This window comes from Selenomonas sp. (assembly GCF_052169755.1).
GTDB lineage: Bacteria > Bacillota > Negativicutes > Selenomonadales > Selenomonadaceae > Selenomonas.
Genome location: NZ_JBQNBV010000062.1, coordinates 1 through 11,916 on the forward strand (window position 1 = coordinate 1; position 11,916 = coordinate 11,916).

The 11,916-nt window shown below is 55.5% G+C and carries 15 protein-coding genes, 1 tRNA gene and 1 pseudogene; all 17 read left to right on the top strand.

Features of this window, described 5'->3' with window-relative positions:
* The coding region (locus tag ACTTKG_RS05810) for a radical SAM/SPASM domain-containing protein (protein ID WP_442673308.1) at positions 1 to 957 on the top strand (957 nt) is incomplete at its 5' end.
* Positions 932 to 2,038: an NAD-dependent epimerase/dehydratase family protein gene (locus tag ACTTKG_RS05815; RefSeq protein ID WP_442673309.1), complete on the top strand. Its 1,107-nt coding sequence runs from the start codon at positions 932 to 934 to the stop codon at positions 2,036 to 2,038. The genes ACTTKG_RS05810 and ACTTKG_RS05815, both read left to right, overlap by 26 nt.
* A gap of 131 nt (positions 2,039 to 2,169) precedes the next feature.
* A tRNA-Thr gene (locus tag ACTTKG_RS05820) sits at positions 2,170 to 2,245 on the top strand.
* 87 nt (positions 2,246 to 2,332) lie between these two features.
* Positions 2,333 to 3,202 carry an Rpn family recombination-promoting nuclease/putative transposase gene (locus ACTTKG_RS05825; protein ID WP_442673310.1) on the top strand — a complete coding sequence of 290 codons (870 nt, stop codon included), beginning with the start codon at positions 2,333 to 2,335 and terminating at the stop codon, positions 3,200 to 3,202.
* 252 nt (positions 3,203 to 3,454) lie between these two features.
* Positions 3,455 to 3,700, top strand: coding sequence for a L7Ae/L30e/S12e/Gadd45 family ribosomal protein (locus ACTTKG_RS05830; RefSeq protein ID WP_442673311.1), 246 nt, complete (start codon positions 3,455 to 3,457; stop codon positions 3,698 to 3,700).
* A gap of 111 nt (positions 3,701 to 3,811) precedes the next feature.
* Complete coding sequence (rpsL, locus tag ACTTKG_RS05835; RefSeq protein ID WP_006191709.1) at positions 3,812 to 4,189, top strand: 30S ribosomal protein S12; 378 nt, start codon at positions 3,812 to 3,814, stop codon at positions 4,187 to 4,189.
* Between the two features lie 43 nt (positions 4,190 to 4,232).
* Positions 4,233 to 4,703 (top strand): 30S ribosomal protein S7, encoded by a 471-nt coding sequence (gene rpsG / locus ACTTKG_RS05840; protein ID WP_006191712.1) that lies wholly within the window; start codon positions 4,233 to 4,235, stop codon positions 4,701 to 4,703.
* Between the two features lie 39 nt (positions 4,704 to 4,742).
* Complete coding sequence (gene fusA, locus ACTTKG_RS05845) at positions 4,743 to 6,821, top strand: elongation factor G (RefSeq protein WP_442673312.1); 2,079 nt, start codon at positions 4,743 to 4,745, stop codon at positions 6,819 to 6,821.
* 19 nt (positions 6,822 to 6,840) lie between these two features.
* On the top strand, positions 6,841 to 8,028 hold the full coding sequence (gene tuf, locus ACTTKG_RS05850) for an elongation factor Tu (RefSeq protein ID WP_442673313.1): 1,188 nt from the start codon (positions 6,841 to 6,843) through the stop codon (positions 8,026 to 8,028).
* Between the two features lie 215 nt (positions 8,029 to 8,243).
* Positions 8,244 to 8,555 carry a 30S ribosomal protein S10 gene (gene rpsJ / locus ACTTKG_RS05855; protein ID WP_442673314.1) on the top strand — a complete coding sequence of 104 codons (312 nt, stop codon included), beginning with the start codon at positions 8,244 to 8,246 and terminating at the stop codon, positions 8,553 to 8,555.
* 15 nt (positions 8,556 to 8,570) lie between these two features.
* Positions 8,571 to 9,230, top strand: coding sequence for a 50S ribosomal protein L3 (gene rplC, locus ACTTKG_RS05860; protein ID WP_442673315.1), 660 nt, complete (start codon positions 8,571 to 8,573; stop codon positions 9,228 to 9,230).
* A gap of 23 nt (positions 9,231 to 9,253) precedes the next feature.
* The gene (gene rplD, locus ACTTKG_RS05865) at positions 9,254 to 9,877 is read left to right on the top strand and encodes a 50S ribosomal protein L4 (protein ID WP_442673316.1); all 624 of its coding nucleotides are present in this window, start codon (positions 9,254 to 9,256) and stop codon (positions 9,875 to 9,877) included.
* Complete coding sequence (gene rplW, locus ACTTKG_RS05870; protein WP_442673317.1) at positions 9,877 to 10,158, top strand: 50S ribosomal protein L23; 282 nt, start codon at positions 9,877 to 9,879, stop codon at positions 10,156 to 10,158. The genes rplD and rplW overlap by 1 nt, the downstream gene beginning before the upstream one ends.
* Before the next feature lie 25 nt (positions 10,159 to 10,183).
* The gene (gene rplB, locus ACTTKG_RS05875; RefSeq protein ID WP_442673318.1) at positions 10,184 to 11,008 is read left to right on the top strand and encodes a 50S ribosomal protein L2; all 825 of its coding nucleotides are present in this window, start codon (positions 10,184 to 10,186) and stop codon (positions 11,006 to 11,008) included.
* A gap of 52 nt (positions 11,009 to 11,060) precedes the next feature.
* Positions 11,061 to 11,342 carry a 30S ribosomal protein S19 gene (gene rpsS / locus ACTTKG_RS05880; protein ID WP_009645084.1) on the top strand — a complete coding sequence of 94 codons (282 nt, stop codon included), beginning with the start codon at positions 11,061 to 11,063 and terminating at the stop codon, positions 11,340 to 11,342.
* Positions 11,343 to 11,365: 23 nt separating this feature from the next.
* Entirely contained in the window at positions 11,366 to 11,698 is a 333-nt protein-coding gene (gene rplV / locus ACTTKG_RS05885) for a 50S ribosomal protein L22 (RefSeq protein ID WP_442673319.1), read from the top strand.
* A 16-nt stretch (positions 11,699 to 11,714) separates the two neighbouring features.
* Positions 11,715 to 11,916: pseudogene (locus ACTTKG_RS05890) on the top strand (30S ribosomal protein S3); the annotation flags it as partial.

Here is an 11,916-nt window from a genome sequence, read left to right on the forward strand (position 1 = left end):
CTGATGTGCTGGCAGAGCACAACCGAATATACGAAGCACGGCGGCCCCTTCGGCAATATGACGGATGAGCTGTTTGACAAGCTCTTAGAGGACATGAAGGACTTCTGCCGCCATCAGGGCAAGAAGATCAAGCTCATCAAGCTCTATTCGACGGGAGAGCCGCTTCTTCACAAGGGCGTCTGCCGCATGGTGAAGAAAATCAAAGAAGCCGACGTCTGTCACGAGATGGAGATCACGACGAATGCTTCGCTTCTGACGAAGGAAGTGGCACAGGAGCTTGTCGATCTCGGACTTGACTATCTGCGCGCGTCCATCTACTCCGTGCGCACGGACGGACAGGCGCGCATTACGCAGTCGCGCGTCACGCCGCAAGAGATTCGTGAGAACATCGCCTATTTGAAGAAATACCGCGACGAGAAGGGTGTGAAGAAGCCGTTTATATGCGCGAAGATCATGGACACGCACGGGGAGGAGAACGACGAGTTCTACCGCATGTACGAGGATGTTTCCGACGAGCAGCTGATCGACACGCCGTGGATCCTGCCGAAGCTGGAGGAAAACGCCCTCGATCGTCTCTATGGCAGCGAGGAGAAGGGCGAAGAAGCGCAGGCAGCGTACTTGGCGCAGGCGCTCTACAAGGAGCGCAAGGTCTGCCGCTACCCGTTCACGCACATGACTGTGCGCAGCAACGGCGACGTCGTCGTCTGCTGTACGGACTGGTCGCGTGACACTCTGGTCGGCAGCATCTGTGACAACACGCTGGAAGAGGTATGGAACTCCAAGAAGCTCTACGACTTTCGCTGTATGCAGCTCAAGACGAAGGGGGCGCATCATGCGCTTTGCGCGACGTGCGAGATTCCGCTGAAAGATACGAGCGAGGACAATCTGGATGATTTCCCCGTAGAAAAGCTCCATTATTGGGGGGAAGCCGATGGAAAACAGGGCATTTCTAAATAGCCGCGTCATCGAAGAGGACATGCAGGATATTTATGCGCGGGGGTTGGATTGGCAAAGGCTTCGCGGCAAGACGCTTTTGCTCACGGGAGCGACGGGTATGCTCGCTTCGTATGTCGCGTTTTTCCTCATCTATCTGAACGAGAAGCACGCGATGAACATGCGGCTTCTTTTTCATGTGCGCAGTGAGGAAAAGGCGCGTCTGCGTTTCGGCGAGTATACAGATAAACCATATACTTCGCTTGTCTGTCATAATCTATGTGAGCCTTGGCGTGTGGATGAGCGCATCGACTTCATCATTCACGCCGCGAGTCTTGCAAGTCCTGCGTATTACAAGACGATGCCTGTCGAGGTTGCCGAGCCGAACGTGCTCGGCGTCTATTACCTCCTGCAGTTGGCGCGGAAACAGGGCGTCGAATCTTTCCTCTTTTTCAGCAGCGGCGATGTTTACGGCAAGATCGCGGACGGTGCAGGCGAGATTCACGAGGATGACTTTGGCGCGGCAGATCCGCTCGACCTTCTGAGCTGCTATGGCGGCAGCAAGCGCATGGGCGAGACATGGTGCCGGCTCTTCTTCGTCGAGCACGGTGTGCGTGCGAAGATTGCGCGTATCGCGCACACATACGCGCCGACGATGGATGTCGAGACAGATCCGCGCGTATTCTCATCGTTCATGAAGTGCGTCAAGGACGGCACGGATATCGTCATGCACAGCGACGGCAGCGCACGCCGCCCCTTCTGCTATATCGCCGATGCCGTCGCGGCGTTTTTCCTCATCCTCTTCGAGGGCGAGGCAGGTGAGGCGTACAATGTGTCGAACGACAGGACCTTCTTGAGCATTCGCGAGCTTGCAAAAAAACTCGTGAAGCTTCGTCCCGAACTGGGACTGAAGGTCATCGCGAAGGAACGTCCGAAAGAGGCGGTGTATCTGGAGAACAACTTTAACAAGGCGAACCGCCCCAGCGCCGACAAGCTTCGCACACTCGGCTGGCAATGCCGCTTTGACGCGGCGACAGGCTTCGCGCGTGTCTGGCGCTATTTGCGCGAAAAAGAAAGGCAAGGACAGAGCGAATCGTGTAGATAAATGGCAAGGGATTTTGAAGAATTTCGTTTGCAGACGAAAAAGCTTAAAAAAAGTGTTGACAACAAATCGGCGAAGTCGTATAATAAATTTCGTCAGTCACGCAGAAACTGCGAACCGGACGAAATGCAAGTGCTGATGTAGCTCAGTTGGTAGAGCAGCTCATTCGTAATGAGCAGGTCGTAGGTTCAAGCCCTATCATCAGCTCCACTTGAAATTGTGCCTCCCTTCGGGGAGGTTTTTTTGTTGCTTTGTATCGTAAAAATTCGTACAATAAAGGAGAGAGGATGTGACGATATGGACGGCTATAGGATCAAGCCTTGGGAAGAGCTGACGATTCGTGATGACTACATGTTCAAACTGGTCATGAATTGCAGACGTATCTGCAAAAAGATGCTCGAAGGGACGCTTCGCATCAAGATTAAGAAGATACATTATGTAGAAACAGAAAAATCCATAGCGTCACATTACCAAAGCAAGGGAATCCGATTGGATGTTTATGTCAAGGATGAGCAGAATACCGTCTACAACATCGAGATGCAGATTCGTCGCCTTCAAGGCGATGCTCTGTTCAAAAGGACGCGCTACTATCAATCGATGATGGATGTTGATCTGCTTGCAGCAGGAGCGGACTATGATGAGCTGAATAAGACGATTATCATCTTTATTTGCGCCTTTGATCCTTTTGGCGAAGAGCGTTATATCTACACGTTTGAAAACCTCTGTGTGGAGAATAAGGAGCTCAAGCTGCGCGATGGGACGAAAAAGATTTTTCTCAATACGAAGGGGAGATTCGGTGATATTGACGGCACGATCAAAGCCTTCCTGCAATATGTCGATGGTGTAGTTACAGACAATGCTCTTGTACAGGAGATCGAAAAAGAAATTCAAAAGGTCAAACTGGAAGAAGGAGAGAGGGTGAACTATATGACTTTTGCGATGAAAATGATGGAAGAGCGCAAGGAAGGACGTCGGGAAGGGCGTCGGGAAGGGCGTCGTGAAGGACAGCGTGAAGGTCGGCTTGAAGGTCAGCGAGACGAACGTGTGGCGATTCTCCGCCGCTTGGTTACGCAATCGCAAATCCCTGTCGAGCAGGCGCTTGATATGATCGGCATACCGCGCGAGGAGCATACTTCTTACAAGAATCTTCTGCGTGTGATGTCATGAGGGTGTTGTTTTCGTAGGAGAAACAGTAAGGGGCGTTCGTGCAATACGATGCGAATGAAAATGAGCGGGGATTTTTCTGCGGAATGTCTCCGCTCATTTTCTATGGCGATGATGGAATATGTTTTTGACACACAAGGCGGCGTGTGCATGAAAACATCGGTGAAATAAAGTGTTGACATGGGTTTCTGCTTTTGTTAATATATATAGGTGCTTGAGCACTGAGCGGAAATCGTGCGTTGGGAGGGAAACTGCATGACGTTGGAATCGCTGAAGGATGCGGTGCGGGTCATCGGGGTCAAGCAGGTCACGAAAGCCGTGCAGAAGGGGCAGGCGGATGCTGTTTTTTTGGCGGACGATGCGGACGGTCGTATGACGGAACCGCTTCTGCAGCTTGCCGAGGAGATGGGGGTACCCGTCGTGCATGTTCCTACGAAGCAGGCGCTCGGTGAGGCTTGTTCCATCAAGCGAAGCGCTGCTGCGGCTGTTCTTAGGCAGTGAGCGCAGCCCGTCGGTAAATGCTTCGCCTGCCGCAAGGCGAGCAGCTTAAAGAGCTGCGGCGAAGTAATTATAAATAATAAATCCTCAATATGAAGAAAGGAGGTGCATCAAATGCCTACAATCAATCAGTTGGTTCGCAAGAGCCGCAAGAGTATGCAGGAGAAATCGAATGCACCGGCACTGAAGAATTGCCCGCAGAAGCGCGGCGTCTGCACGAGGGTCTACACGACGACTCCGAAGAAGCCGAATTCGGCACTCAGAAAGGTCGCCCGTGTTCGCTTGACGAACAGCATCGAGGTGACGGCATACATTCCCGGTATTGGTCATAATCTGCAGGAGCATAGCGTTGTCTTGATCCGCGGCGGCCGTGTCAAGGATCTGCCTGGCGTTCGCTACCACATCATCCGTGGTTCGCTGGATACGGCAGGTGTTCAGGATCGCGGTCAGGCGAGGTCGAAGTACGGCGCGAAGCGCGCGAAGAAGAAGTGAGATGCTTTTTCTAAGAAAGAGATTATAGCCAGGAGGGGTAAGTATGCCAAGAAAAGGTGCCGTACCCAGACGTGACGTGTTGCCGGATCCGGTATACAAGTCCAAGACGGTTACAAAGTTTATCAACAAGGTGATGCTCTCGGGCAAGAAGAGCGTCGCCGAGCGCGTCGTTTACGATGCGTTTGAAACGATCCGCGCCAAGACGGGCAAGGATCCGCTGGAAGTTTTTGAGACGGCTCTGAAGAATGTCATGCCGGTTCTCGAGGTGCGCGCTCGCCGCGTCGGCGGTGCGAACTATCAGGTACCGGTCGAGGTTCGTCCGGATCGCCGCATGACGCTCGGCATCCGCTGGCTCGTGAACTACGCAAGGCTGCGCGGCGAGAAGACTATGGATGAGAGGCTTTCGGGCGAGCTCATGGACGCGGCGAACAATACGGGCGCGGCGATCAAGAAAAAAGAAGATACGCATAAGATGGCTGAGGCTAATAAGGCATTCGCTCATTATCGTTGGTAATCCCAAGCAGTATCTTACGAATTTAAGGAGCGATAATAAGTGGCAAGAGAGTTTTCTCTGGAAAAAACTCGCAACATCGGCATCATGGCACACATTGATGCCGGAAAAACAACGACGACAGAGCGCATCCTTTTTTATACGGGCATCACGCATAAGATCGGCGAAGTTCACGACGGCGCTGCCACGATGGACTGGATGGCACAGGAGCAGGAGCGCGGCATCACGATCACGTCGGCTGCGACGACCTGCCATTGGAAGAATCATCGAATCAACATCATTGATACGCCCGGCCACGTTGACTTCACGGTTGAGGTGGAGCGCTCGCTGCGCGTGCTTGACGGCGCTGTCGCCGTCCTGACGGCAAGGGGCGGCGTCGAGCCGCAGACGGAAACGGTCTGGCGGCAGGCGGAGAAGTACAACGTGCCGCGCATGGCTTATGTCAACAAGATGGATATCACGGGCGCGGATTTCTTCAATGTCATCAAGATGATGCAGGAGCGCCTGCAGGCAAACCCGGTGGCAATCCAGCTGCCGATCGGCTCGGAAGATACGTTCTCCGGCATCGTCGATCTCATCAAGATGGAAGCTATCATCTATGAGGACGATCTCGGAAAGGTCGCCGACGAGGTGGCGATTCCCGATGATATGAAGGATCTCGCTGACGAGTACCGCGACAAGCTCCTCGAAGCCGTTGCTGAAGAGGATGACGAGCTCATGGAGAAGTATCTCGGCGGCGAGGAGATTTCGGAAGATGAGATTCGTAAGGCGATCCGCAAGGCGACGATCGCCTGCAAGATGACGCCTGTCACCTGCGGATCTTCGTACCGCAACCGCGGCGTGCAGCCGATGCTCGACGCGATCGTCGATTTCATGCCGGCGCCGATTGACATCCCTGCGATCAAGGGCGTCGATCCTGATACGGGCGAGGAAGATCACCGCGATTCGACGGACGACGGGCCCTTTGCGGCGCTTGCGTTCAAGATCATGGCGGATCCTTACGTCGGCAAGCTTGCATTCTTCCGCGTTTACTCGGGCACGCTTTCTTCCGGCTCCTACGTGTTCAATTCGACGAAGGGCAAGAAGGAACGCATCGGCCGCATCCTGCAGATGCACGCGAACCATCGCGCCGAGCTGGATACGGTCTACAGCGGCGATATCGCTGCTGCTGTCGGCTTGAAGGATACGACGACGGGCGACACGCTCTGCGACGATGCGAAGCCGATCATCCTTGAGTCGATGGAGTTCCCCGATCCGGTCATCTCGGTCGCGGTTGAGCCTAAGACGAAGAACGATCAGGAGAAGATGGGCATCGCCCTGCAGAAACTGGCGGAAGAGGATCCGACATTCCGTGTGCGCACGGATCAGGAGACGGGACAGACGATCATCTCGGGCATGGGCGAGCTGCATTTGGAAATCATCGTCGACCGTATGCTGCGCGAGTTCAAGGTCGACTGCAACGTCGGCAATCCGCAGGTCGCGTATCGCGAGACGATAAGGAAGCCGGCGAAGGCGGAAGGCAAGTTCGTCCGTCAGTCGGGCGGTCATGGGCAGTACGGTCATTGCTGGCTCGAGCTCACGCCGCAGGAGCCGGGCGAGGGCTTCACGTTCGAGAACAAGATCGTCGGCGGCGTCATTCCGAAGGAGTTCATCAACCCGATCGAGAACGGCGTGCGCGAGGCTATGGACAACGGCGTCATCGCGGGCTATCCGATGGTCGATGTCAAAGTCACGGTCTACGACGGCTCGTACCACGAAGTCGACTCTTCGGAAATGGCGTTCAAGATCGCAGGCTCGATGGCGTTTAGAAACGGCGCCGAGAAGGCGAATCCGGTGCTTCTTGAGCCTTATGTGAAGGTCGAGGTCATCGTGCCGGAAGAGTACATGGGCGATGTCATGGGCGACATCAATTCGCGCCGCGGCCGCATCGACGGCATGGAAGCGAGAAACGGCGCCCAGGTCATCAATGCGTTCGTCCCGTTGTCCGAGATGTTCGGATATTCGACGGATCTGCGCTCCAAGACACAGGGTCGAGGGAACTACTCCATGGAAGTTTCTTACTATGATGAAGTTCCTAAGAATATAGCCGAGGCTATCATCGCCAAGAACAAGGGCGAGTAACGAGGGAGGAAAAAACAATATGGCAAAGCAGAAGTTTGAGAGAAACAAGCCGCATGTCAACATCGGTACGATCGGTCACGTCGATCACGGCAAGACGACGCTGACGGCAGCCATCACGAAGGTTCTGTCCAAAAAGGGCATGGCGCAGTTTGAGGACTACGCGGACATCGATAAGGCTCCGGAAGAGAGAGAGCGCGGCATCACGATCAATACGGCGCACGTTGAGTACGAGACGGAAAAACGTCACTACGCGCACGTCGATTGCCCGGGCCACGCTGACTACGTCAAGAACATGATCACGGGCGCGGCGCAGATGGACGGCGCGATCCTTGTCGTCAGCGCTGCCGACGGTCCGATGCCGCAGACGCGCGAGCATATTCTCTTGGCTCGCCAGGTCGGCGTTCCGGCGATCGTCGTTTTCCTCAACAAGGTCGATCAGGTCGACGACCCTGAGCTCCTCGAACTCGTCGAGATGGAAGTCCGCGACCTTCTCACGCAGTATGAGTTCCCCGGCGACGACATTCCGGTGATCGCAGGCTCGGCTCTCAAGGCTCTTGAGGATGATGCGGAGATGGAGAAGAAGATTCTCGAACTCATGGATGCTGTCGATGAGTACATCCCGACGCCGACGCGCGATACGGAGAAGCCTTTCCTCATGCCGGTTGAAGATGTCTTCACGATCACGGGCCGCGGTACGGTCGCAACGGGTCGCGTCGAGCGCGGTGAGCTGAAGCTCAACGATACGGTCGAGATCGTCGGTCTCGAAGATGAGACGAAGTCGACGGTTGTCACGGGCATCGAAATGTTCCGCAAGATGCTTGATACGGCTGTCGCCGGCGACAACATCGGCGCTCTCTTGCGCGGCGTCGATCGCAAGGACATCGTCCGCGGACAGGTTCTCGCGAAGCCCGGCTCGATCAATCCGCACACGAAGTTCAAGGCGCAGGTCTACGTCCTCAAGAAGGAAGAGGGCGGTCGTCATACGCCGTTCTTCACGAACTATCGTCCGCAGTTCTACTTCCGCACGACGGATGTCACGGGTGTTGTTCGTTTACCGGAAGGCACGGAGATGGTCATGCCCGGCGACAACGTCGAGATGCAGTTCGAGCTTATCACGCCGATCGCCATCGAAAAGGGTCTGCGCTTCGCTATCCGCGAGGGCGGTCATACGGTCGGCGCCGGCCGCGTGACGGAGATCGAGGGCTAAGACGTCAACTTCATAAGGGCTTTTATAAGGGCTGCGGTCTCGCAGCCCTTTATAAAAGCTTTATGTATTTATCTCATCACAGGAATCACTGACAAGTTCAGCGTTTTCTTATTGCTCCCATGCGATGACGCGGCAGATGGCTCGGCATGAGCCGAGGGAACTGCTGCGGAGAAATGTTTGGGCCACGGAGTCCGGACGACAAGGAGGAAAACACATTGTCAAAACAGCAGAAAATCCGTATTCGTTTGAAGGCTTACGACCACAAGGCTCTCGACCAGAGCGCGGTTAAGATCGTCGATACCGCCAAGAGGACGGGCGCTCGTGTGTCGGGACCGATCCCACTCCCCACGGAGAAGAACATCTACACGATCCTGCGTTCCCCGCATGTCAACAAGGATTCGCGCGAGCAGTTCGAGATGCGCACCCATAAGCGCCTCATCGACATCCTCGATCCTTCGTCCAAGACGGTGGACGCATTGATGCGCCTTGACCTGCCGGCCGGGGTGGACATCGAGATCAAGCTGTAAGGGGAGGTGGAATTTATGTCGAAAGCTATTTTGGGAAGAAAACTTGGCATGACGCAGATCTTTACGGAAGAGGGCACTGTCGTTCCCGTTACGGTCGTCGAGTCTGGCAACAATGTTGTCATCATGAACAAGACCGTGGAGAATGACGGCTACAACGCTGTCCAGATCGGCTTCGGCGAAGTCAAGGAGAAGAGGGTCACGAAGCCTCTGAAGGGTCACTTCGCTAAAGCAGGGGTCGCTCCTGTACGCTTCATCCGCGAGATGCGTCTGACTGATGCTTCGGAATATAACGTCGGTGACACCATCGGCGTTGACATATTTGCTGCCGGCGACCTCGTCGATGTGACGGGCACTTCGAAGGGCAAAGGCTTCGCCGGTACGATCAAGCGCCACAACTTCGCGCGCGGTCCTATGGGGCACGGTTCGAAGTCGCACAGAGAACCCGGCTCGACGGGCGCGATGATCAGCGGTCATGGCGGCCGCGTCTTGAAGGGCAAGAAGCTCCCCGGCCAGATGGGTCATGCGAGGGTTACGGTGCAGCGTCTCGCCGTCGTCCGTGTGGACGCGGAGCGCAACCTCATCCTCATCAAGGGCGCAATCCCCGGCCCGAAGAAGGGTCTTGTCGTGGTTCGCGCCACGGTCAAGCCGGACAAGCCGAAACAGGCGGGAAAATAATCTGGAAGGAGGATTGCTAACTTATGCCAAAAGTAGCAGTTTATAATAGCGCAAACCAGCAGGTTGGCGATATCGAATTGAATGACAGCGTCTTCGGCGTGGAGATGAATGCAGGTCTTGTACATCAAGCGGTCGTCATGCAGCTTGCATCGCGCCGTCTCGGTACACATGCCACGAAGACGCGCGGTCTCGTGAGGGGCGGCGGCAGGAAGCCGTGGAGACAGAAGGGCACGGGTCGTGCGAGAAGCGGCTCGACGCGCTCGCCGCTCTGGGTTGGCGGCGGCACGGTGTTCGGCCCGCAGCCGCGCTCGTATGCTTTTCGTATGCCGAAGAAGCAGCGCCGCCTCGCGATCAAGTGTGCGCTCTCGGACAAGGTGGCGAGCGGTGATTTCATCGTTCTCGACGACCTGCAGTTCGACGCCCCGAAGACGAAGAGCGTCGTCAAGATGCTCAGCGATTTTGGCGTCGAAGCGAAGAGCCTCATCATCACGCTCGATGAGAACGAGAATGTCGAGCGTTCTTCGCGCAACATCCCCGGCGTCAAGGCGATCAACACGATGGGCCTCAACGTCTACGATATTTTGAACCATACGAAGCTCTTCATCACGAAAGCTGCGATAGAAAAAATCGAGGAGGTGCTCGCATAATGGACGCACGCGATATCCTCATCCGCCCGCTGATCACGGAGAAAAGCACACAGCTCATGGAGGAAGGCAAGTATGTCTTCGTCGTCGCCAAGAAGGCGAACAAAATCGAGATCGCCAAGGCGGTCGCGGAAGTTTTCAACGTGAAGGTCGCGAACGTGAACACGGTCAACGTCAGCGGCAAGGTAAAGCGCATGGGACGTTTCGTCGGCAAGCGCTCGGACTACAAGAAAGCGATCGTGAAGCTCGCTCCGGGCGAGACGATCGAGTTCTTCCAGGCATAAAATCGAGCAAAGGAGGTAAAGAGAAGTGGCAATCAAAAGTTTCAAACCCTATTCCGCAGGCCGCAGGTTCATGACGGTCGCATCGTTCGATGAGATCACGACGGACAAGCCGGAAAAATCCCTCGTCGAGAGTCTCAAGAGTCATGGCGGACGCAACCAGCAGGGACGCATGACGGTGCGTCATCAGGGCGGCGGTCATAAGCGCCGCTACCGCATCATCGATTTCAAGCGCACGAAGGACGGCATCCCCGCCCGCGTCGCGACGATTGAGTACGATCCGAACCGCAGCGCACGCATCGCCCTTTTGAACTACGCGGACGGCGAGAAGCGCTACATCCTCGCGCCGAACGGACTCAAGGTCGGCGACAAGGTGGAGTCGGGCGCGGAAGCGGATATCAAGGTCGGCAACGCGCTTCCGATCAAGAATATCCCCGTCGGCACGATGATCCACAACATCGAGATGAAGATCGGCAAGGGCGCACAGCTCGCAAGGAGCGCCGGCAGCGCCGTGCAGCTCATGGCGAAGGAAAACGACTACGCGCTTTTGCGTCTTCCCTCGGGCGAGCTTCGCAAAGTGCATATCAACTGCCGCGCGACGATCGGTCAGGTCGGCAACTTGGAGCATGAGAACATTACGATCGGCAAGGCGGGACGCAACCGCTGGCTCGGCAAGCGTCCGGAGAACCGCGGCGTAGCGATGAACCCGAACGACCATCCGCACGGCGGCGGCGAAGGAAGAAGCCCGGTCGGCCGCAAGCATCCGGTCACGAAATGGGGCAAGTGCGCGATGGGCGCCAAGACGCGCCGCAAGAAGGCGTCGGACAAGCTCATCGTACGCGGCCGCAAGTAATTCGTGGATGGCAGGCAGTACATTGGCTGCCTGAGCGGAAGGAGGATATATTTTGTCGAGATCAGTCAAGAAGGGACCTTTCGTACAAGAAAGTCTCGTGAAGAAAATTGACGCGCTCAACGCGGCGAACGACAAGAAAGTCGTGAAAACGTGGTCGAGAAGTTCTACGATCCTGCCGGATTTCGTGGGTCATACGATCGCCGTACACGACGGCCGCAAGCACGTTCCTGTATATGTGACGGAAGACATGGTTGGACATAAGCTCGGAGAATTCGCTCCGACGCGCACGTTCAAAGGCCATGCCGGCGAAGAGCGCAAGACTTCGCTGAGATAAGAGCGAAAGGAGGCATTTCCCCTTTGGAAGCAAAAGCTACAGCTAAGTATGTACGGATTGCGCCGCGCAAGGTACGTGTCGTCATGGATCTCATCCGTGGCAAGGACATCGCCTCGGCTTTCGCAATCTTGAAGTTCACGCCGAAGATCGGCGCGGACGTCATAGAGAAGGTATTAAAATCCGCCGTTTCCAATGCTGAGAACAATTTCGACATGAATGTCGACAAACTCTACGTTAAGACGGCGTATGTCGATCAGGGCCCGACACTCAAACGTATCCACCCGCGTTCCCGTGGGCAGGCGTTCAAGATCTTGAAGCGCACGTCTCACGTCACCGTCGCCGTGGAAGAAAGATGAGAAGGAGGGAAAAGGTTTGGGTCAGAAAGTAAATCCGAACGGCATCCGCATCGGCATCGTCAAGGATTGGGATGCAAAATGGTACGCAGACAAGGACTTTGCAGACAACCTGCATGAAGATATCAAGATCCGCAAGTATTTGAAGGACAGTCTCGGCGCTGCTGGCGTCTCGAAGATTGAGACGGAGCGCTCGAAGAATCGCCTGAAGCTCACGATCC

Bases quoted from the DNA above. Each gene is read 5' to 3' on its own strand.
- rpsL (WP_006191709.1), top strand. From the start codon at position 3,812: ATGCCTACAATCAATCAGTTGGTTCGCAAGAGCCGCAAGAGTATGCAG.
- rplC (WP_442673315.1), top strand. From the start codon at position 8,571: ATGTCGAAAGCTATTTTGGGAAGAAAACTTGGCATGACGCAGATCTTT.
- ACTTKG_RS05825 (WP_442673310.1), top strand. From the start codon at position 2,333: ATGGACGGCTATAGGATCAAGCCTTGGGAAGAGCTGACGATTCGTGAT.
- tuf (WP_442673313.1), top strand. From the start codon at position 6,841: ATGGCAAAGCAGAAGTTTGAGAGAAACAAGCCGCATGTCAACATCGGT.
- rplD (WP_442673316.1), top strand. From the start codon at position 9,254: ATGCCAAAAGTAGCAGTTTATAATAGCGCAAACCAGCAGGTTGGCGAT.
- rpsG (WP_006191712.1), top strand. From the start codon at position 4,233: ATGCCAAGAAAAGGTGCCGTACCCAGACGTGACGTGTTGCCGGATCCG.
- ACTTKG_RS05830 (WP_442673311.1), top strand. From the start codon at position 3,455: ATGACGTTGGAATCGCTGAAGGATGCGGTGCGGGTCATCGGGGTCAAG.
- ACTTKG_RS05815 (WP_442673309.1), top strand. From the start codon at position 932: ATGGAAAACAGGGCATTTCTAAATAGCCGCGTCATCGAAGAGGACATG.
- rplW (WP_442673317.1), top strand. From the start codon at position 9,877: ATGGACGCACGCGATATCCTCATCCGCCCGCTGATCACGGAGAAAAGC.